This is a genomic window from Streptomyces sp. NPDC002324, from assembly GCF_053593335.1.
In genome coordinates this window covers 56,970-77,552 of sequence record NZ_JBSFCF010000043.1, presented here as the reverse complement: position 1 = coordinate 77,552, position 20,583 = coordinate 56,970, and the positions used below count along the sequence as shown (strand labels likewise).

The 20,583-nt window shown below is 70.9% G+C and carries 18 protein-coding genes; 9 read left to right on the top strand and 9 right to left on the bottom strand.

The window, feature by feature from the left end:
* Nucleotides 1-88: 88 nt before the first annotated feature.
* Complete coding sequence (locus tag ACWCRJ_RS37400; protein ID WP_450943462.1) at nt 89-1,531, bottom strand: glutamate decarboxylase; 1,443 nt, start codon at nt 1,529-1,531, stop codon at nt 89-91.
* 124 nt (nt 1,532-1,655) lie between these two features.
* Here ACWCRJ_RS37400 and ACWCRJ_RS37395 point away from each other — a divergent pair, with 124 nt between their 5' ends.
* A complete protein-coding gene (locus ACWCRJ_RS37395; RefSeq protein ID WP_450943461.1) occupies nt 1,656-2,417 on the top strand; it encodes a MerR family transcriptional regulator in 762 nt (253 codons plus the stop codon).
* A gap of 177 nt (nt 2,418-2,594) precedes the next feature.
* Nucleotides 2,595-3,566: a VTT domain-containing protein gene (locus ACWCRJ_RS37390; protein ID WP_450943460.1), complete on the top strand. Its 972-nt coding sequence runs from the start codon at nt 2,595-2,597 to the stop codon at nt 3,564-3,566.
* Nucleotides 3,567-3,635: 69 nt separating this feature from the next.
* Here the strand turns inward: ACWCRJ_RS37390 and ACWCRJ_RS37385 are convergent, their stop codons facing one another.
* Nucleotides 3,636-5,363: a threonine/serine ThrE exporter family protein gene (locus ACWCRJ_RS37385; RefSeq protein WP_450943459.1), complete on the bottom strand. Its 1,728-nt coding sequence runs from the start codon at nt 5,361-5,363 to the stop codon at nt 3,636-3,638.
* Between the two features lie 135 nt (nt 5,364-5,498).
* Nucleotides 5,499-5,990 carry an inorganic diphosphatase gene (locus tag ACWCRJ_RS37380; RefSeq protein WP_020113767.1) on the bottom strand — a complete coding sequence of 164 codons (492 nt, stop codon included), beginning with the start codon at nt 5,988-5,990 and terminating at the stop codon, nt 5,499-5,501.
* Between the two features lie 79 nt (nt 5,991-6,069).
* On the opposite strand from ACWCRJ_RS37380, the gene dacB reads away from it, so the two are divergent.
* The 6 genes from dacB (at nt 6,070) to folE (ending at nt 14,026) form a co-directional block, all read left to right on the top strand.
* Complete coding sequence (gene dacB / locus ACWCRJ_RS37375; protein WP_450943458.1) at nt 6,070-7,719, top strand: D-alanyl-D-alanine carboxypeptidase/D-alanyl-D-alanine endopeptidase; 1,650 nt, start codon at nt 6,070-6,072, stop codon at nt 7,717-7,719.
* A 174-nt stretch (nt 7,720-7,893) separates the two neighbouring features.
* Nucleotides 7,894-9,018, top strand: coding sequence for a zinc-dependent metalloprotease (locus ACWCRJ_RS37370; protein WP_450943457.1), 1,125 nt, complete (start codon nt 7,894-7,896; stop codon nt 9,016-9,018).
* Nucleotides 9,019-9,209: 191 nt separating this feature from the next.
* A complete protein-coding gene (gene tilS, locus ACWCRJ_RS37365) occupies nt 9,210-10,376 on the top strand; it encodes a tRNA lysidine(34) synthetase TilS (RefSeq protein WP_450943456.1) in 1,167 nt (388 codons plus the stop codon).
* A 96-nt stretch (nt 10,377-10,472) separates the two neighbouring features.
* Nucleotides 10,473-11,033: a hypoxanthine phosphoribosyltransferase gene (hpt, locus tag ACWCRJ_RS37360; RefSeq protein ID WP_046919677.1), complete on the top strand. Its 561-nt coding sequence runs from the start codon at nt 10,473-10,475 to the stop codon at nt 11,031-11,033.
* A gap of 178 nt (nt 11,034-11,211) precedes the next feature.
* On the top strand, nt 11,212-13,227 hold the full coding sequence (ftsH, locus tag ACWCRJ_RS37355) for an ATP-dependent zinc metalloprotease FtsH (protein ID WP_450943464.1): 2,016 nt from the start codon (nt 11,212-11,214) through the stop codon (nt 13,225-13,227).
* 193 nt (nt 13,228-13,420) lie between these two features.
* Nucleotides 13,421-14,026 (top strand): GTP cyclohydrolase I FolE, encoded by a 606-nt coding sequence (gene folE, locus ACWCRJ_RS37350; RefSeq protein WP_450943455.1) that lies wholly within the window; start codon nt 13,421-13,423, stop codon nt 14,024-14,026.
* Nucleotides 14,027-14,050: 24 nt separating this feature from the next.
* Here the strand turns inward: folE and ACWCRJ_RS37345 are convergent, their stop codons facing one another.
* The 6 genes from ACWCRJ_RS37345 to ACWCRJ_RS37320 all read right to left on the bottom strand — a co-directional run bounded on the left by ACWCRJ_RS37345 (nt 14,051) and on the right by ACWCRJ_RS37320 (nt 19,072).
* Nucleotides 14,051-14,536, bottom strand: coding sequence for a DUF3180 domain-containing protein (locus ACWCRJ_RS37345; protein WP_450943454.1), 486 nt, complete (start codon nt 14,534-14,536; stop codon nt 14,051-14,053).
* Nucleotides 14,537-14,657: 121 nt separating this feature from the next.
* Nucleotides 14,658-15,269, bottom strand: a complete 612-nt coding sequence (folK, locus tag ACWCRJ_RS37340; protein WP_005475796.1) for a 2-amino-4-hydroxy-6-hydroxymethyldihydropteridine diphosphokinase — start codon at nt 15,267-15,269, stop codon at nt 14,658-14,660.
* Complete coding sequence (gene folB / locus ACWCRJ_RS37335) at nt 15,266-15,625, bottom strand: dihydroneopterin aldolase (protein ID WP_450943453.1); 360 nt, start codon at nt 15,623-15,625, stop codon at nt 15,266-15,268. Before folB ends, folK begins: the two co-directional genes overlap by 4 nt.
* Before the next feature lie 150 nt (nt 15,626-15,775).
* Nucleotides 15,776-16,279 (bottom strand): nuclear transport factor 2 family protein, encoded by a 504-nt coding sequence (locus ACWCRJ_RS37330; protein ID WP_450943452.1) that lies wholly within the window; start codon nt 16,277-16,279, stop codon nt 15,776-15,778.
* Nucleotides 16,276-17,142 (bottom strand): dihydropteroate synthase, encoded by an 867-nt coding sequence (gene folP, locus ACWCRJ_RS37325; RefSeq protein WP_450943451.1) that lies wholly within the window; start codon nt 17,140-17,142, stop codon nt 16,276-16,278. Before folP ends, ACWCRJ_RS37330 begins: the two co-directional genes overlap by 4 nt.
* 73 nt (nt 17,143-17,215) lie before the next feature.
* Nucleotides 17,216-19,072, bottom strand: a complete 1,857-nt coding sequence (locus ACWCRJ_RS37320; RefSeq protein ID WP_450943450.1) for a phosphatidylglycerol lysyltransferase domain-containing protein — start codon at nt 19,070-19,072, stop codon at nt 17,216-17,218.
* Nucleotides 19,073-19,265: 193 nt separating this feature from the next.
* On the opposite strand from ACWCRJ_RS37320, the gene ACWCRJ_RS37315 reads away from it, so the two are divergent.
* Nucleotides 19,266-20,390 (top strand): alpha/beta hydrolase, encoded by a 1,125-nt coding sequence (locus ACWCRJ_RS37315; RefSeq protein WP_450943449.1) that lies wholly within the window; start codon nt 19,266-19,268, stop codon nt 20,388-20,390.
* Nucleotides 20,391-20,583: the final 193 nt, after the last annotated feature.

Sequence of the window (20,583 nt, the reverse complement as noted above, 5' to 3'; positions counted from 1 at the left end):
GTACAACGACCGCACCGGGCAGCCGGTCAAACGGTCACTGATCGCCTACGACCACTGACCGTGACGAAAGCCCCTTGGACTCATTCATCTAGTGGTGGAACCCCGTCGCCGCCCCCGCATCCCGCGTCAACGGCCCCGGCTGCCGCCGCAGTTCGGGCAGCAGACTCCCGAGGTCCTCCAGGAACAACCCCGCGAGATCGGACGTGAACCCGTTGCGGCACACCACCCGCAGCACGGACAGGTCCTCCCGGTTCTCCGGGAACGTGTACGCCGGCACCAGCCACCCCCGCTCCCGCATCCGTCGTGCCACGTCGAAGACGTCGTACGCGGTGACGTCCTCGCCCGTGGTGAAGGCGAACACCGGCAACTCGTCGCCCCGCGTGAGCAGCCGGAAGTCACCGAGCCTGCCGACCTCTTCCGCCAGCCCCGTCGCCACGTCCCGCGTCGACTGCTGCACCGCCCGGAACCCCTCACGCCCGAGCCGCAGGAACGTGTAGTACTGCGCGACGACCTGCGCACCGGGCCGCGAGAAGTTGAGCGCGAACGTGGGCATGTCGCCGCCCAGGTAGTTCACCCGGAACACCAGTTCCTCCGGCAGCTCCTCCGCGGACCGCCACAGCGCCCAGCCGACCCCCGGGTACACCAGCCCGTACTTGTGCCCCGAGGTGTTGATCGACGCCACCCGGGGCAGCCGGAAGTCCCACACCAGCTCCTCGTCGAGGAAGGGCGCGACCATCGCGCCGGACGCGCCGTCGACATGGACGGGCACATCCAGCCCCGTACGGTCGCGCAGGTCGTCGAGGACCGCGCACAGCTCGGCGATCGGCTCGTAGGACCCGTCGAAGGTGGAGCCGAGGACGCCCACGACCCCGATGGTGTTCTCGTCGCACAGCGCCGCGGCCGCCGCCGGGTCGAGATGGAACCGGTCGCCCTCCATGGGCACCTGCCGGGCCTCGACCTCCCAGAAGTTGCAGAACTTCTCCCAGCAGACCTGGACGTTGACGCCCATCACGAGGTTGGGCCGGGCGTCCGCCGAGGGATACCGGTCGGCGTTCCGCTTCGCCCACCGCCGCTTGAGGGCCATCCCGGCCAGCATGCAGGCCTCGCTGGACCCGGTGGTCGAGCAGCCCACGGCGGCGGCCGGGTCCGGCGCGTTCCACAGATCGGCGAGCATCGACACACAGCGCCGCTCCAGCTCGGCCGTGCGCGGGTACTCGTCCTTGTCGATCATGTTCTTGTCCCGGCACTCACCCATCAGCACCCCGGCCTCCGGCTCCATCCAGGTGGTGACGAAGGTGGCGAGGTTGAGCCGGGAATTGCCGTCCAGCATGAGTTCGTCGTGGACGAGCTGGTACGCCGTCGAAGGGGGCAGCGGCGCGTCCGGGAGCCGATGCTTGGGCGGGGCCTCGGTCATCCCGCCGATCGGGTTGGCGGCCTGACCGTAGAAGGGGTTCACGGCGAGCCGGTGCCCGTCCTTCCGCCCGGCCCCGCCGTCCTGCGCGTCGTCGCTGTCCCATCGGTGCAGTGGCATGTATCCGACGGTAGGTCCGCTGCCCGGGACTCGCACCTCACATGCAGCAAGGCGGAAACGGACTTGCACCTCACGTGACGTGAGGACCCAGTCTGGAACGCGTACCGAGAAAGGGAGCGCAAGCATGGGCCACACCGTGGGACAGGTCGCGGGCTACGCCGGGGTCACGGTGCGCACGCTGCACCACTACGACGAGATCGGACTCCTCGTCCCGAGCGAGCGCACCGGCGCCGGTCATCGCCGCTACGGCGACGACGACCTCGACCGGCTCCAGCGGATCCTGTTCTACCGGGAACTCGGCTTCCCCCTCGACGAGGTCGCGACCCTGCTCGACGACCCGGAAGCGGACCCGCGGACGCACCTGCGCCGCCAGCACGAGCTGCTGACCGCCCGGATCGAGAAGCTGCAGAAGATGGCCGCGGCCGTGGAGCACGCCATGGAGGCACGCAAGATGGGCATCAACCTCACCCCCGAGGAACGGTTCGAGGTCTTCGGCGACAAGGACCCCGACCAGTACGCCGACGAGGCGGAACAGCGCTGGGGCGGCACGGAGGCGTACGCCGAGTCGCAGCGCCGCGCCGCCTCGTACACCAAGGCCGACTGGCAGCGCATGCAGGACGAGGTGGCCGACTGGGGCGCGCGCTACGACGCCCTGATGACCGCCGGCGAGGAGCCGACCGGCGAGGCCGCCACGGCCATGGCGGAGGAGCACCGGCAGCACATCAGCACCTGGTTCTACGACTGCCCGTACGAGATGCACCGGAACCTCGGCGAGATGTACGTCTCCGACGAGCGTTTCAAGGCCTTCTACGACGGCGTACGCCCCGGTCTCGCCGAACACCTGCGGGACGCGATCCACGCCAACGCGGACCGGCGGCGCCCCTGAACCCCCGGCTGACCACACAGCTTGGTCTCAGTGCGGCCACAGGGCACCCTGGGGGAGCCGGTGGAACCTAGTGGGGTGACCGTGCGTTGATAGCTTTGGTCACCCCTGTGGGTCCCACCGCCGTGGGTCCCCACCCACAGGCCCGCACTTTCTCTCACCCCCCAGGAGCCCGGAACCGTGACGACGATCGCCCTCGGACCGAGCTGGTTGGATCCGGACTATCTGCTCGACTCGTTCGGTATCTGGGGCCTGCTCCTGATCGTGTTCGCCGAGTCCGGCCTCCTCATCGGCTTCTTCCTGCCGGGCGACTCGCTGCTCTTCACGGCGGGCATGCTGATCACCGCGAAGACGCTGGACTTCCCGCTGTGGCTGGCCATCGTGCTCATCTGCGTCTCCGCGATCCTGGGCGACCAGGCGGGCTACATGTTCGGCAAGAAGGTGGGCCCCTCGCTGTTCAAGCGGCCGGACTCCCGCCTGTTCAAGCAGGAGAACGTCACCAAGGCGCACGAGTTCTTCGAGAAGCACGGGCCCAAATCCCTGATCCTGGCCCGCTTCGTGCCCATCGTGCGCACCTTCACGCCGATCATCGCCGGTGTCAGCGGCATGAAGTACCGCACGTTCCTCATCTTCAACATCGTCGGCGGCGTCCTCTGGGGCGCGGGCGTCACCCTGCTCGGTTCCTGGCTCGGGCAGATCGAGTTCGTCCGCAAGAACATCGAGGCGATGCTCATCCTGATCGTCCTCATCTCCGTGCTTCCGATCGTCTTCGAGCTCCTCAAGGCGAGGAAGGCGAAGAAGAACCGCCCCCAGCAGTCGGAACAGCCCCCCGCCGCCCCGGCCATGGACGACGCGACGACCCAGCTCCGCCGCATCCCGTCCTCCGACCAGCCCCAGCAGCAGCCGTACGACCCCAACCAGGGCTACGACAACCAGGGTTACCAGCAGCAGGGTTACGGCAACCAGGGCTACCAGCAGCAGGGCTACGGCAACCAGGGCGAGCAGGGCCACCAGGACTACGGCTACCAGCAGCCCCAACAGCAGCCGTACGCCCAGCAGTACCCCCAGGGCAACCAGTACCCCCCGCACCAGAACCAGCAGAACCAGCAGAACCAGCAGGGCTATCAGGGCCAGGACCACCCGCGGTACTGAACGGCCAAGGCCCCGCGCCCCGCTCGTGAGGGGCACGGGGCCGCTCGGCCCCACGAGCACCCGGCGCCGCTAGAAGCCTCGCGTGCGCTTCGCGGCCTTGCGCCCCGCCCGCGCGGCACCCGGCAGGAACAGCCGGAACACCTCGGACCCGAGGTTCACCCCGATGGCGATGGCCATCGCCAGCGCCGCCGCCTTGGTCAGCGACACCAGCCCCGCGTCCACGTCGTTCTGCGCGAACGCCAGCAGCCCGAAGTACGTCGCCGACCCCGGTAGCAGCGGCCCGATCGCCGCGGTCGTGTAGGGCAGCGCGGAGGCGAACCGGTATCGCGACAGCAGCTGCCCGAACAGACCCACCAGCCCCGCGGCCACCGCCGTGGAGGCCACCGGCGAGATCCCGCCCGCTTCGTGCATGGCCCCGTACACGGCCCAGGCGACGCCCCCGTTGAGGGTCACCGCCAGCACGGTGGATCGTTCCTGCTGGAGCAGCACCGCGAAGGTCAGCGACAGCAGCATCGAGGCCCCGAGCTGCAACAGCGGCCGGTCCGCGCTGCCGAGCGCCGCGTCCGGGTTCAGCTCGGCGCCCACCTTCACCCCGAAGTACAGGACGAGCAGCACCCCCGCCACGATGCCCACGAAGAGGTACATGACCTCCAGGAGCCGGGCGGAGGCGGTGATGTAGAAGCCGGTGAGCCCGTCCTGCACCCCGGCGACCAGCGCCCGCCCGGGCAGCAGCGCGAACAGCCCACCGGTGATGACGGCGGACGCCGCCACGTCCACACGCGTCACGGTCAGCGCCACCCCGATCGCCGCCGGGGGCATCGCCGCCACCAGGAACTGGTAGAACTCCGGCAGCCCCCGCCCCGAGCACAGCCAGGCCAGCCGGTCGCCGAGCATGGCGCCCAGCGCGGCGGCGACGAAGACGACGACCCCGCCGCCGACCAGCAGGGAGGCGGCGCCCGCCAGCAGCCCGCTCGCCCCGGTCAGCGCCCAGCCGGGGTACGGGTGCCGGTTGCGCCGTATCTCCGCGAGCCGCCGGTAGGCCTCCTCCAGCGTATGGGCGCTCTCCGGCGTGCTGAGATCGTTTACCAGCTGGAAGACGGCCGCGAGCCGGGTGTAGTCGGTGGCCCGGCGCCGGACGATCCGGGCCGCCGTGACCGGGTCGTCCACCAGCGACGGCTGGTAGGTGACCGACAGCTGGGTGAAGGTGACGGTCGGCTCGCAGCGGTCGAGGCCGTAGGACCGGCACACGGCGAACATCGCCGCCTCCACGTCCTCCGCGCCCTCGCCGCCCGCGAGCAGCAGTTCGCCGATGCGCAGGGTGAGGTCGAGCACGCGCGGCACGGCGGGCCCCGTGTCGCCCTCCGTTCGCGCCGGCGACTCCGGCGCGGGCCGCTCCGCCACCGGCATCCGCAGCATCGTGCGCATCCGGTCCTGCCAGGGCACGTCCTTGGTCAGGCTGACGACCGGGACCCCGCCCGGCGGCGTGAACGCGACCGGCGCGTGCCGCGCGCTGTAGGTCCGCGGCACGCTGAACGCGGACCCCTCCTGCTCCGTCGCCACCGGCTCGGGCGGCGCCAGCCCCTCCGGCAGAGCGAACTCGGAGGTCGTCTGTGCCTCCGACTCCGCCCCGGCGGCCGGTACGTCCAGCCCGGCCGGGACCCTGAACTCCGAGGTCACCGACGCGTCGCCGTCGATCCCCAGGGCCACGCCCACCGGCACGAAAGCCCCGCCCGCCTCGTCCGACACCGGCTTACGGCCCTCCGCGGGTCCGCGCCTTGCCGGTTCCGTCACTCCCACTTCGCCGCACTCCCTGAACGACACCTCGGTACGCCTCAGTATGCGCACCGAAACGCACTGGTACGCGAACGGGCCGCGCGCCCCTCAAGGGGTCACGCGGCCCGTTCGTGTGATCAGCCGACAAGAGCGTCGGGGTCAGTGACCGCCCTGCTCCTTGAAGCGCAGGTACGACTTCTCGACCTCGGCCTCGGCCTCGGTGCGGCCGACCCAGTCGGCGCCCTCGACGGACTTGCCGGGCTCCAGGTCCTTGTAGACCTCGAAGAAGTGCTGGATCTCCAGGCGGTCGAACTCCGAGACGTGGTGGATGTCACGCAGGTGCTCCACCCGCGGGTCGGTCGCCGGGACGCACAGCAGCTTGTCGTCGCCGCCGGCCTCGTCCGTCATCCGGAACATGCCGATCGCGCGGCACTTGATGAGGCAGCCCGGGAAGGTCGGCTCGTCCAGGATGACCAGCGCGTCCAGCGGGTCGCCGTCCTCGCCGAGGGTGTTCTCGACGAAGCCGTAGTCGGTCGGGTAGGCGGTCGAGGTGAAGAGTCGACGGTCCAGGCGGATCCGACCGGTCTCGTGGTCCACCTCGTACTTGTTCCGCGAACCCTTCGGAATCTCGATCGTGACGTCGAACTCCACCGGTGGCTCCTCCATGATCAACACATAGTTCTGGTGGTTAAGTGTCCCTCACGCAGGTGGGTGATCGCGAAAGGGGCTGGTGGTCGTGCGGGAGCCGAAGGTCTGGCGGGCCGCGAGACCGCATGTGGCGCGGGTCGCGCGCGGCGTGAAACCGGGGATCGCGCGCGTCGTACGCGCCGTCGAGCCCGGTGCCGCGCGCGTCGCACGGGTGGTGAAACCCGGCGTCGAACGCGTCACGAGCGCCGTCACGGCACGCTCTTCGCAGCTCGCGGGGAGCGCGAAGAAGCTCACGACCCTCCAGTTCACCGCCGGCGCGGCCACCCTGGGGCTGGTGCTCTCGGCCGGGGCGGTGACCGCCGCCGGACCCTGGGACTCCTCCGGTCAGCGTACGGCCGAGCGCGCCTGGGCGGCATCGGGGGCCGGCCAGGGTGGCGCAGATCACGGACGTCGTTCGGGTACGTCGTCCGGCACGGCGGGGGCGCCCAAGCCCGCGCCGAGCGCCCCCGCCGTGCTGGCCGGCCTCGACGGCGCCTCCGGCGCGAACTCCCTGCCCGCATCCGGCGCCCTGGCCGCCGCCCTCGACCCGTTCCTGAAGGCACCCGTCCTGGGCCCCCGCCGCGCGGCCGCCGTCGTCGACGTCGCGACCGGCAAGCGGCTGTACGCCCAGAACGCGGACGACGCCCTGACCCCCGCCTCCACGACCAAGATCGCCACGGCTGTCGCCGCCCTCTCGGCGGTCGGCCCCGACCACCGCATCGAGACCCGCGCGGTCCTGGCGCCCGACTCCACCGAGGTCGTCCTCGTCGGCGGCGGCGACCCCACCCTCACCGCGCACCAGGACACGGGCGGCTACGCGAGCCTGCGCACCCTCGCCGACGAGACGGCCGCCGCCCTGGACGAGCGCCACCTGAAAAAGATCACCCTCACCCGCGACACCTCCCTCTACGAGGGCCCCGAGCAGCACACCATCGGCGTGAACGGCAACCTCGCCCTGGTCGTCCCGCTGATGGCCGACGAGGCCCGCCTCGACGACTCGTCCAGCGGCAGCGCGGACCGCGCCCCGGACCCGGCGGCGGCCGCCACCGCGACGTTCGCCTCCCTGCTGGAGGAGCGGGGCGTCGAGGTGAAGACCGAGGGCTCCGCGAAGACCCCGAAGGACGCGAAGGAACTCGCCGCCGTCTCCTCCCCGCCCCTGTCGACCCTGGTCGAGCGCATGCTCACCCAGAGCGACAACGACATCGCCGAGGCCCTGGCCCGCCAGGTCGCGCTCGCGACGGGCGAGCGGCCGAGCTTCGAAGGCGGCGCGGCGGCCATCGAGAAGGAACTGAAGAAGCTCGAACTGCCCCTCGGCGGTGTCGAGTTCGCGGACGGCAGCGGCCTCAGCCGCGGCAACGAACTGACCCCCGCTCTCCTCACCACCCTCCTGGCCAGGTCCGCGGACCCCGACCACCCCGAACTCCGCTCCGTCCTCACCGGCCTCCCCGTCGCCGGCTTCACCGGCACCCTCCGCGGCCGCTACCCCAGCGACGCCACCGGTACCGGCGTCGTCCGCGCCAAGACCGGCACCCTGAGCAACGTGAACACCCTCGCCGGTACGGTCGTCGACGCCGACGGCCGCCTCCTCGCCTTCGCCTTCCTGGCGACGGAGACGGACATGGCCGACACCGACCTCGCCAAGAAGGCACTGACCGACGCCACCTCCACCCTGGCGACCTGCGGCTGCCGCTGAAGGGGAAGGCCGGGGCGAAGCCCTGGGGCTTCAGGGGCGCGGGGCGGAGTCGACGTGCGGCTCCGCCGCGTGGGCGCGAGAAGCCCCACCCACCCGCACCCGAGTCACAACCGCACCCACCCCCCCCACCCCACGGCCTGCCCCAAGCGGCACCGCTCACGTACGGTTGACAACATGACTCGTATCGGTGGTGCCGAGATGGTCGACTGGAATCTCGCGGTGGCGACCGCGACCCGGCTCGTACGGCCGGGCCCCGAGGTGAGCCGCGACGAGGCCAGGGCCATCGTCGCCGAGCTCCGCCGGCACGCGAAGGCGTCGGAGGAACACGTCCGCGCCTACACGCGGATGCTGCCCGACACGGGCGACGACACCCCCGTCCTGGTGGTGGACCGGCCCGGCTGGGTCCGGGCCAACGTGGCCGGCTTCCGGGAGCTGCTGAAGCCGCTGCTGGAGAAGATGCAGGAACGTCGCGGCAACACCCCGGGCGGCGCCGTCCTCGGCGCGGTCGGCGGCAAGGTCACCGGCGTCGAACTGGGCATGCTTTTGTCGTTCCTGTCCTCGCGGGTCCTCGGTCAGTACGAGACCTTCGCCCCGGCGACCCGCGAACTCCCGGCGGGCGAGAACGGCGGGGGCCGACTGCTCCTCGTCGCGCCGAACATCGTGCACGTGGAGCGCGAACTCGACGTCCAGCCCCACGACTTCCGCCTCTGGGTGTGTCTGCACGAGGAGACGCACCGGACCCAGTTCACGGCCGTCCCCTGGCTGCGGGACCACCTGGAGGGTGAAATCCAGTCGTTCCTGGGGGAGACGGAGGTCGATCCCACGACCTTCCTGGAGCGCATCCGGGAGGCCGCCCAGTCACTCGCAGGTGGCCGGCCCGAGGGAGAGGTGGGCGACGACGGTCACTCGATCGTGGAATTGGTGCAGACCCCCGCCCAGCGCGAGATCCTCGGCCGGCTGACCGCCGTCATGTCCCTCCTGGAGGGCCACGCCGACTACGTGATGGACGGGGTCGGCCCGGCCGTCGTGCCCTCGGTCGCCGAGATCCGCGAGAAGTTCCAGCAGCGACGGGCCAAGGGCGCCTCCCGCCTGGACCAGGCCCTGCGCAAGCTGCTGGGCCTGGACGCCAAGCTCAGGCAGTACAGGGACGGCGAGCGGTTCGTACGGGCGGTCGTCGAACAGGTCGGCATGGACGGCTTCAACCGTGTCTGGACCTCACCGAACACCCTGCCGACCAAGGCGGAGATCGCCAAACCGGCGGACTGGGTCACACGGGTGCATCGCAAGGCGGAGTCGTGAGCCACGCGTGAGCGTGGTGAACGAATCCGGCCTACGGCAGGCAAACGCACCTCCAATCACCCGTCCGAGGGACCGTGAGCGAGGGGTAGGCGTGCAATGCTCGGGGAACGGCCCGGTTCTGTCACCATCTACACACTCTGAGTGACCGAACCCGGGCTCACCCCCCGACAATTTCATGAAGGGAACCGGACATGGGTCCCCACCCCGCGGTCGCGGCGATACGCCTGGCGGTACGCCGCGTACTCCACGACCTCCTCACCGAACACGACACGAACACCACCCTGCGCGCGCCCGCCCACGCGACCCCCGGCGCGCCCTCGGGCACGGGCGCGCGACCGGCGCCCGCGCCGCCCACGGCCGTGCCCCCCACGGCCGGGCCCATCGACGTCCGGCGCAGCGCGTCCGCGCGCCCGGGGGCCTCCCGCACGGGAGCCGGCGGGGACGAGCGCCCGCTCGTGCTCGTGGCGTGCTCCGGCGGCGCCGACTCCATGGCCCTCGCCTCCGCCCTCGCCTTCGAGGCGCCCAAGCTCGGCGTCCGCGCCGGCGGCGTCACCGTCGACCACGGTCTGCAGCCCGGTTCCGACCTGCGCGCCGAGGAAGTCGCCCTGCGCCTGCGCGAACTGGGCCTGGACCCGGTCGAGTCCGTGGCCGTGACCGTCGGCCGCGAGGGCGGCCCCGAGGCCGCCGCCCGGGACGCCCGCTATGCCGCCCTCGACGCCGCGCTGGAACGCCACGGCGGCACCGCCGTCCTGCTCGGCCACACCCGCGACGACCAGGCCGAAACCGTCCTGCTCGGTCTCGCCCGCGGCTCCGGCATCCGCTCCCTGTCCGGTATGGCCGCGGTCTCGGGGGCCGACGGCCGTTATCGCCGCCCCTTCCTCCAGCTCGACCGCCAGACCGCCCGCAAGGCCTGCATGGTCCAGTCGCTGCCCGTCTGGGACGACCCGCACAACGCCGATCCCGCCTACACCCGGTCCAGGCTCCGCCACGAGGGCCTGCCCGCCCTGGAGAAGGCGCTCGGCAAGGGCGTCGTCGAGGCCCTCGCCCGTACGGCCCAGCTCTCCCGGGACGACGCCGACGCCCTGGACACCTGGGCCCGTCAGGCCGAGGCGTCCGTCCGCGACGCCGCCGGCCTGCTGGAGTGCGCGAAGCTCTACGCGCTCCCGCCCGCCGTACGCCGCCGGATCCTGCGCCGGGTCGCCATCGAGGCCGGTGCCCCGGCCGGTTCCCTCTTCGCCCGGCACATCGAGGAGGTCGACCGGCTCATCACCGGCTGGCGCGGTCAGGGGGCCATCAATCTCCCCGGCCGAGTCGTCGCCCAGCGCCAGGGTGGCAGACTGGTGATTCGGCAAGGCTGAAATCCGGACGCCGAAGGGGCCCCTCACACGGGCCCCGGATCCCCCGCACGGAGTGCGGGCGTCCGGGAGCGGCCCTGGGACGACCGACCGAAAGTGATGCGGGTGGACGCGAAAGACATGGGTGCCGACCTCAAAGAGGTGCTCATCACCAAGGAAGAGATCGACGCGAAGCTCGTCGAGCTGGCCGCGAAGATCGACGCGGAGTACGCGGGCAAGGACCTGCTGATCGTCGGAGTCCTCAAGGGCGCGGTCATGGTCATGGCGGACCTCGCGCGGGCGCTGTCCACCCCGGTCACCATGGACTGGATGGCCGTGTCCTCCTACGGCGCGGGCACCCAGTCCTCGGGTGTCGTGCGGATCCTCAAGGATCTCGACACCGACATCAAGGGCAAGCACGTCCTGATCGTCGAGGACATCATCGACTCGGGGCTGACGCTGTCCTGGCTGATCTCCAACCTCGGCTCCCGCGAGCCCGAGTCCCTGAAGATCTGCACTCTGCTGCGCAAGCCCGACGCCGCCAAGGTCGCCATCGACGTGGAATGGGTCGGCTTCGACATCCCCAACGAGTTCGTCGTGGGCTACGGCCTCGACTTCGCCGAGAAGTACCGCAACCTCCCGTTCGTCGGTACGCTCGCGCCCCACGTCTACGGCGGCTGAACAACCCCCGTAAGACGCTCGGGAACCCCAGCGGGTTTCGCGCCGTTGGAGCATGCGAGGACGGGATCGCCGACAGTCCCCTGCGGCTTCGGGTGACAATGCTGGGGTACCGTCCGAAGAACAGTCTTTTATCAAACTCACTATGGCAGGAGGGACGGGGCGGCACCGCTCCGTATGGATGGACGTGAAGCGATACTTCCGTGGGCCAGTCATGTGGATCGTGCTGGCCGTCCTTGCCGTGGTCGTGTTGATGCAGGTCGTCGGCTCGTCCGGCGGCTACAAGACGGTGGACACCGGCCAGGTGGTCCAGGCGATCAATGACAACAAGGTCAAAGAAGCCAAACTGACCACCGGCGAAGAGCAGCTCCTCAAGGTGCAGCTCAAGGACGGCCAGAAGATCGAGGGAAGCTCGAAGCTCCAGGCGAGCTACATCGGCGACCAGGGCGTCACCCTCGCCAACACCCTGCAGGACAAGTTCCAGAACAAGCAGATCCCCGACGGGTACACGGTCTCCCCGACCAAGCAGAACGCTTTCGTCGGCATCCTGCTGTCCCTGCTCCCCTTCGTCCTCATCGTGGTCGTCTTCCTGTTCCTGATGAACCAGATGCAGGGCGGCGGCTCCCGGGTCATGAACTTCGGGAAGTCCAAGGCCAAGCTCATCACCAAGGACACCCCGAAGACGACGTTCTCGGACGTCGCCGGCGCGGACGAGGCCGTCGAGGAACTCCACGAGATCAAGGAGTTCCTGCAGGAGCCCGCCAAGTTCCAGGCCGTGGGCGCCAAGATCCCCAAGGGTGTGCTGCTCTACGGCCCGCCCGGTACGGGCAAGACGCTGCTGGCGCGCGCCGTCGCCGGCGAGGCGGGCGTCCCCTTCTACTCGATCTCCGGTTCCGACTTCGTCGAGATGTTCGTCGGTGTCGGTGCCTCCCGGGTCCGTGACCTCTTCGAGCAGGCCAAGGCGAACGCCCCGGCGATCGTCTTCGTCGACGAGATCGACGCGGTCGGCCGCCACCGCGGCGCCGGCCTCGGCGGTGGTCACGACGAGCGCGAGCAGACGCTGAACCAGCTGCTCGTCGAGATGGACGGCTTCGACGTCAAGGGCGGCGTGATCCTCATCGCCGCGACGAACCGCCCGGACATCCTCGACCCGGCGCTGCTGCGCCCGGGCCGCTTCGACCGCCAGATCGCCGTCGACCGCCCGGACATGCAGGGCCGTCTGGAGATCCTCAAGGTCCACCAGAAGGGCAAGCCGGTCGCGCCCGACGTCGACCTCGGCGCCGTCGCCCGCCGCACCCCCGGCATGACGGGTGCCGATCTCTCCAACGTCCTGAACGAGGCCGCGCTCCTGACGGCCCGCAGCGACAGGAAGCTGATCGACAACCACATGCTGGACGAGGCGATCGACCGTGTGATCGCGGGCCCGCAGAAGCGGACCCGGATCATGTCGGACAAGGAGAAGAAGATCACCGCGTACCACGAGGGCGGTCACGCCCTGGTCGCGGCGGCCTCACCGAACTCCGACCCCGTCCACAAGATCACCATCCTGTCCCGGGGCCGCGCCCTCGGCTACACGATGGTCCTGCCGGACGAGGACAAGTACTCGACCACCCGTAACGAGATGCTCGACCAGCTCGGCTACATGATGGGTGGCCGCGCCGCCGAGGAACTGGTCTTCCACGACCCGACCACGGGCGCCTCGAACGACATCGAGAAGGCCACCAGCCTGGCCCGCGCGATGGTCACCCAGTACGGCATGACCGAGCGTCTCGGTGCCATCAAGTTCGGCGGCGACAACAGCGAGCCGTTCCTCGGACGTGAGATGGCTCACCAGCGCGACTACTCGGAAGAGGTCGCCGCGCTCGTGGACGAAGAGGTCAAGAAGCTCATCGAGAACGCGCACAACGAGGCCTGGGAGATCCTGGTCGAGAACCGCGACGTCCTCGACAACCTGGTGCTGCAGCTGCTGGAGAAGGAGACGCTGGGCAAGGAGCAGATCGCCGAGATCTTCGCCCCCATCGTCAAGCGTCCGCCCCGGCCCGCCTGGACCGGCTCCTCCCGCCGCACCCCCTCCACCCGTCCGCCGGTGCTCTCCCCCCGGGAGCTGGCACTGACGAACGGCGCGAACGGCGCGACGCCGGCGATCACCACCAAGGCGCCCGTCGACGCGACTCCGGAGGAGAACGCGGAGAGCTGACGCCCCACCGGCGAGAACCGGCCACCGCCGGGAGCCTCGGCTCCCGGCCCCGGCCGCCTCGTCAGGCCCGGAATGGATGCCGTGCCCCCCAGGTTCTAGCCTGGGGGGCACGGCCTTTTCGTATGACCGGAACATGGCCGAAAAATGAGACGCGTGGCCGTGCGCGTCGTCAGGCTCAGGAGCGAGGCACGACATGACCGACCCCGTGACGCTGGACGGTGGGGGCGCCATCGGCGAGTTCGACGAGAAGCGCGCCGAGAACGCCGTACGGGAGCTGCTGATCGCGGTCGGCGAGGATCCCGACCGGGAGGGGCTCAGGGAGACACCGGCGCGGGTGGCGCGAGCGTACCGGGAGATATTCGCGGGGCTGTGGCAGCAGCCGGAAGAAATGCTGACCACGACGTTCGACCTCGGTCACGACGAGATGGTCCTGGTGAAGGACATCGAGGTCTACAGCACCTGTGAACACCATCTGGTCCCGTTCCGCGGTGTCGCGCACGTCGGGTACATCCCGTCCACCAGCGGAAAGATCACCGGCCTGTCGAAGCTGGCGCGGCTGGTGGACGTCTACGCCCGGCGGCCCCAGGTGCAGGAGCGGATGACCACGCAGATCGCCGACTCGCTGATGGAGATCCTGGAGCCGCGCGGGGTCATCGTGGTCGTGGAGTGCGAGCACATGTGCATGTCGATGCGGGGCATCCGCAAGCCCGGCGCGAAGACCATCACGTCGGCCGTGCGCGGCCAGCTGCGGGACGCGGCCACCCGCAACGAGGCGATGAGCCTCATCATGGCCCGCTGAACCCCCGCGCGTTCGGCCGGGCCGCTACGTCGCGCGGGCCGCGCCGCCGCCCGTGTCGTCGTCCTCCGGGAGCTTGCAGACGCGCTCCAGGAAGAAGGCGGCCACTATCACGCCGATGCCCGCGAGGACGGAGAACCCGGCGTAGATGGCCTGGTCGCGGCGGGCCGGCATCTCCAGGTACTCCAGGAGGAAGATCCCGACGCCGCCGTACATCCCGGCGACGAGGGCGGCGACGAGGGCGCTGGCCTGGCCGAAGACGACCGCGCGGGCGGCCATCAGGGGCTCCACGCCCTTGGCGCCCGGCCGGCGCTCCCGCTGGGCCTTGAGCCGGTTGCGCAGGGACACCGCGGTGGCCGTCAGGACGGTGGCGATCAGGGCGAGCACGATGGGCGCGGCCAGCGGGACGCTCGGCAGGGTGTCCACCGAGCTCCACAGCCGGGCCCCGGCCCAGGACAGCACCCCCGCGACGACGAACACCGCGGCCAGCGTCCTGATGCGCAGCTCTTTCACGATGCCCCTTCGACGAGCCCGGTGGTCCACGGAAAGCCGGGGTCCACGGGCGGCGGGCGGTCGGCCCGGCCGGTGGTCCCGACGGTGTCGGGGATGATCCCGACCCGGTAGACCTTAACGACTACGCGGGCAGGTGGAGTTCCAGGTCGGCGCGGGGCGTCACGCCTTCGCGGGTGACATCGTCCAGGAGCAGGGCGACCGGGCCGCGGCCGACGAGCCGGGCCTCCGGGTCGACGTCGTGCCAGGGGGCGAGGACGAAGGCCCGTTCGTGCGCGCGCGGATGCGGCAGGGTGAGCAGCGGATCGTCGGAGACGACGTCCGCGTACGCCACGATGTCGACGTCCAGCGTGCGCGGGCCCCAGCGCTCGTCCCGCACCCGGTGGAAGGCCTCCTCGACGGCCTGGGCGCGCTCCAGCAGCGAGGAGGGCGGCAGGGTGGTCTTCAGGACGACGACCGCGTTGAAGTACGAGGGCTGGCTGCCCGGCGCCACCCCCCAGGGCTCGGTCTCGTACACCGGCGAGACGGCCTTGACGCGTACGCCCGGTGTGTCCTCCAGCGCGTCGATCGCGCCCTGGATGTTCTCCAGCCGGTTGCCCAGGTTCGAACCGAGGGAGAGCACCGCCCGGCGGGGGTTGTGCAGGGTCGTGTCGGCCTCGTCCACCTTCTGTACGACGGAGGCGGGCACCGGCTGTACGGTCGGGTCGCTGTGACCCGCGGCGAAGAACGCGGTCATACTCGGCTCCGGGTGATGGTGACGGTCACGTCGTCGAAGGGGACGGTGATCGGCGCGTTCGGCTTGTGGACGGCGACCTCGACCTCCTGGACCCCGTCGTGCTCCAGGCACGCCCGGGCGATGCGCTCGGCGAGCGTCTCGATGAGGTTCACCGGCTCGCCCTCCACGAGAGCGACGACCTCCTCCGCCACGATCCCGTAGTGCACGGTCTTCGCCAGGTCGTCGTCGGCGGCAGCCGGCCGGGTGTCCAGGCCGAGCGTGAGGTCCACCACGAAGGTCTGGCCCTCCTCGCGCTCGTGCGGGAACACCCCGTGGTGTCCACGGGCCCTGAGGCCACGCAACGCGACACGATCCACGCGAATCACTCCTGCAGTCGTCGGGAACGGCCGATGTCACCCGTGTCATCCGTGTCATCCGTGCGCGCTCGGCACACCGGCCACCTCCGAATCTACCTGCGAGCCACGACAACCCTCGCGCACGCGGGCCCGGGTGGACCGCCTACCCCGTCAGGACGGTGTGTCCTCGCTCTCGTCCTCATCGGATTCGGTCAGCACCGGGGAGCCGTGGTGCGACCAGAGCTTCCAGCCGTCGGATGTGCGGCGGAACACGTTCGTGGCCACCACCAGCTGTCCCACGAGCGGTCCCAGCTCGTCACTGCCGTCCGGCGCCGGCCCGCCGCTCAGGATGTTCTCGGTGCAGGTGACGAGCGCGGTGTCCCCCGTGACCGACACATGCACGTCGGTGAGGAAGAACTGGATGTACTCCGTGTTCGCCATGATCAGCGCGTACGACCGCAGCACCTCGCCGCGCCCGGTCAGGACGGGCCAGCCGGGGTGCACGCAGGAGATCACGCCCGTCTCGGCGGGGTCGTGGTACTCCTCGTCCACGCCCACGTCGGCGGGGGTCAGCCAGAGCGAGGAGAGCGTCTCGAAGTCGCCCTGTTCCATGGCCTCGTAGAAGGCCCGGTTGGCGAGTTCGACCTGTTCGACGTCGGTGTGGGGAGCGCTCACCGCTCCCGGGCCCCTTCGATGGCGCGGGCCACGCGGACCGCGTCGGCGGTGGCGCGGACCTCGTGCACCCGGACCGCCCAGGCACCCTGCTGGGCGGCCAGGGCCGACACGGCGGCGGTCGCGGCGTCCCGTTCGCGGGCGGGCGGCGGGGCGCCCTCCGGGCCCGCCAGGACCCGGCCGAGGAACCGTTTGCGGGACGCGGCGACCAGGAGGGGGTGGCCCAGGCCGAGCAGCCGGTCGAGGTGGGCGAGGAGGGTGAGGTCGTGCTCGGCGTCCTTGGAGAAGCCGAGGCCGGGGTCCACGACGACGCGGTCCTGCGCGACACCGCCCTCCAGAACGGCCTCCACGCGCGCGTGCAGCTCCTGTGCCACCTCGGCGACGACGTCCTCGTAGACGCCCCTGACGTTGCCGCCCTCCAGGAAGCCGCGCCAGTGCATCACCACGAAGGGGGCGCCGGCGGCCGCCACCACCGGGATCATCGCGGGGTCGGCGAGGCCGCCGCTGACGTCGTTGACGAGGGCGGCGCCGACGGTGAGGGCCTGCTCGGCGACGGAGGCGCGCATGGTGTCCACGGACACGGTGACGCCCTCGGAGGCCAGCCCCCGCACGACGGGGATGACGCGCTTGAGTTCCTCGGCCTCGTCGACGCGGGCGGCACCGGGCCGGGTCGACTCACCGCCCACGTCCACCAGGTCCGCGCCCTCCGCGACCATGTCCAGGCCGTGCTTGACCGCCGCCGTGGTGTCGAACCAGCGGCCGCCGTCGGAGAACGAGTCGGGGGTGACATTGACGACCCCCATGACCGCGCAACGGTCCCACACGGGCATTCCGGCCACCTGACCGCGCCCGTTCTGCTTGCTCATGCGTCAAGCCTAGGCCCACGGCGCCGGGGGCCCTGCCCCGAGCCGGGGCCCCCGGCACCAGGTGACCGAGGTCCTAGGCCGCACGGACGTTCTGTTCGCCGATGTGCTGGTCCGCCACCGTGTGCGCGCACGGCCGGCGGACCTTCGGGCGCGGGCGCAGCACAGAGGGGAGGGCGAGGTGGACGAAGCCCTCGGCCTGCATCGCGGCGAGGCCGATGCGGGGCAGGTCGCGGGAGGCGGCGTAGACGACGAAGCGGGGCACCCAGCGCGGGTTGAACTTCGCGTTGAACTTGTACAGCGACTCGATCTGGAACCAGCGGGACAGGAAGACCAGCAGGCCGCGCCAGGCGCGCAGCACCGGTCCCGCGCCGATCCTCTCGCCGCGGGCCAGGGCCGAACGGAACATCGCGAAGTTCAGGGAGACCTGCTGCACGCCCAGGCGGGGAGCCGCCTGGAGGGCCGCGACGATGAGGAGTTCGTTCATGCCGGGGTCCGCCGAGCGGTCACGGCGCATCAGGTCCAGGGAGGCGCCGTCGGGGCCCCAGGGCACGAAGTGGAGTACGGCCTTGAGGTCGCCGTACGGGCCGGGGACCTCGTCCGCCTTGTGCGCGGTGGCGATGAGGCAGTCGCCGTCGGCCGGGTCGCCGACGCGGCCGAGCGCCATCGAGAAGCCGCGTTCGGTGTCGGTGCCGCGCCAGTCCTCGGCGGCACGGCGGATCCGCTCCAGCTCCGCCTCGCCGAGGTCACGGACGCGCCGGACCCGGGTCTCGTAACCGAGCCGCTCGATGCGCTTCACCATTTGACGCACGTTGCGCATCGCGCGTCCGGCGAGGGAGAAATCCGCGACGTCCACCACCGCCTCGTCGCCCAGTTCGAGGGCGTCGAGGCCGGTCTCGCGGGTCCACACCTCGGCGCCCGTCTCCGAACAGCCCATGACGGCCGGGGTCCAGGAGTGGGCCTTGGCCTCGTCCATGAAGCGTTCGATCGCGCCGGGCCAGGCCTCGACGTCGCCGATCGGGTCGCCGCTGGCCAGCATCACCCCGGAGACGACGCGGTAGGTGACCGCGGCCTTGCCGCTCGGGGAGAAGACGACCGCCTTGTCGCGGCGGAGCGCGAAGTGGCCGAGGGAGTCGCGGCCGCCGTGCCGGTCCAGCAGGGCGCGCAGCCGTACCTCGTCGTCGTCGGTGAGACGCGCCGCCGGGTGTTCGGGGCGGAAGGCCAGGTAGACGGTGGTGATCGCGGTCAGCAGGCCGAGGGCGCCGAGCGAGAAGGCCACCGTCCAGGACGTGGTGCCGAGGTAGCCGACCGGGCCCTCGAAGCCGAACAGACCGTAGATGACGTGTTCGAGCCGGTCGGCGAGGCTCGGGTCGCCGACCATGCGCCCGGGGTGGGCGCTGACGACGAGCAGACCGAGGACGATCGACCCGGCGCCCATCAGCACGAAGTTGGCGAGCGCCCGCCAGCGGCTGGTGGGGTCGGGCAGGGCGCGGAACTCGTCGCGGTGGCGCAGCAGGGGGACGAACAGGGCGAGCGAGACGAGCACGCCGACGAGCGAGTGCCGGTAGGCGAACTGGGCGATCGCCCCGGCCGGCAGCAGCACCACGGCCGCCCGCCAGGCTCGCCGTTTGCGCCGGCGCAGACCGTGGGCGAGGAGCAGCAGCAGGACGCCCACGCTCAGCGAGAGGGCCGCCGCGAACGGGCCGAGGGCGCCCGGGAGCACCTCGGCCAGTGTGTGCATACGGCTGTTCCGGAAGCGCGGGAACACGCCCGCGGCGATGTCCACCAGGCCGACGAGCGTGCAGGCCCTGGCGACCAGGGCGGGCACGGCCTCGGGGCGCGGCCCGCGCAGTGCGCCGCGCACGGCGCCGTATCCGCGCCCTACGGCGCCCGCCGGGAGTCGGTCCGGGCGGACCGGAACCTCGCCCGACATTTCCCCATCTGTCCTGACAGACATCGCATCCCGTTGTTCCGCGAGTGAGCTTGGATCCGGTGCCTTTTCCGGCATCCGGCGACATTGCGCCCTCTAGGACGGTGCCTTGGCGAGGGAGGTTCACTCTCCAACGGAAAGCTGAACCCAAGGACAAGGAAAGACAAGGAAAGAAAGGGCGGCGGGAGACAACCCGATGGGTCTCACGAGCGACACGGTTCTGGTCCTGGCGGTTCTGTCCGCCGTGCTGCTGTTCGCCGGCACGGTGTGGCTGTGGCCGAGACTGGCCCGCCACGGCTGGCGGGCGGTCGGCGGCCGGATCGCCGTCCTGCTGGCCACGCAGGTCGCGCTCTTCGCCTCGGTCGGCCTCGTCGCGAACCAGGCCTTCGGGTTCTACGCCAGCTGGGCCGACCTCCTGGGCCGGGAGAGCGGCCAGGGTGTGGTCGTCGACCACGACGGCGCCGACACCGGCGGACCGCTGCGGGTCGTCGACACCCAGCCGCTGAACGGGACCGGGGGTACCCGCCCCCAGGCCGGCGGCCAGATCCAGAAGGTCGAGATCGTCGGCCGTACGACCCGGATCGCCACCCCGGCGTACGTGTACCTGCCGCCGGAGTACTTCCAGGCGCGGTACCGCACCCGGACCTTCCCCGCCGTCGTCGTCCTCACCGGCTACCCCGGCACCGCCGAGGCGCTCGTCAAGGGACTCCACTATCCGCGGACTGCCCGTGGGCTGGCCCGCGAGGGCACGGCACAGCCGATGATCCTGATCATGCTGCGGCCGACCGTGGCGCCGCCGCGCGACACCGAGTGCGTGGACGTGCCGGGGGGACCGCGGACCGAGTCGTTCTTCGCGCGGGACCTGCCGGACGCCGTGGGCCATCACTACAGGGTGGGGAAAAGGCCGGGGAGTTGGGGGATCGTCGGAGACTCGACCGGCGGCTACTGTGCGCTGAAACTGGCCATGCACCACCCTCGGGTGTACGCCGCCGGGGCGGGCCTCTCGCCGTACTACAAGGCGCCGAGCGACCCGACGACCGGTGATCTCTTCCACGGCGACAAGACGTCACGGAACGAGGCGGATCTCTTCTGGTATCTCGCGCACCGACCGGCGCCGGACACCTCTCTGCTGGTCACCAGCAGCAAACAGGGAGAGACCAACTACAAGGACACCCTGAAGTTCATCGAGTCGGTGGAGGAGAAGCGGCCGACGCGGATCTCGTCGATCATCCTCGACAGCGGCGGGCACAACTTCAACACGTGGCGGCGGGAGATCCCGGCGACCCTGCAGTGGCTCAGCGGGCGGCTGAGCGACCGGTGAGGGGCGTGCGGGCCCGCGGTGCGCAGATGGTCGGAGAGGTGACGACAAGGGGGTGGACGGGGCCCTCGGCAATTCGCCGGAATTCACCGGCCGCAGGGGAGAAGCAGATGTGGCCAAGGCGTATCCGGATTCAATGGGGTTGATCCAAGAGAGGAGTCGCCGGTGGGCGCATTGGTGCACCGGCGGTGAGGAA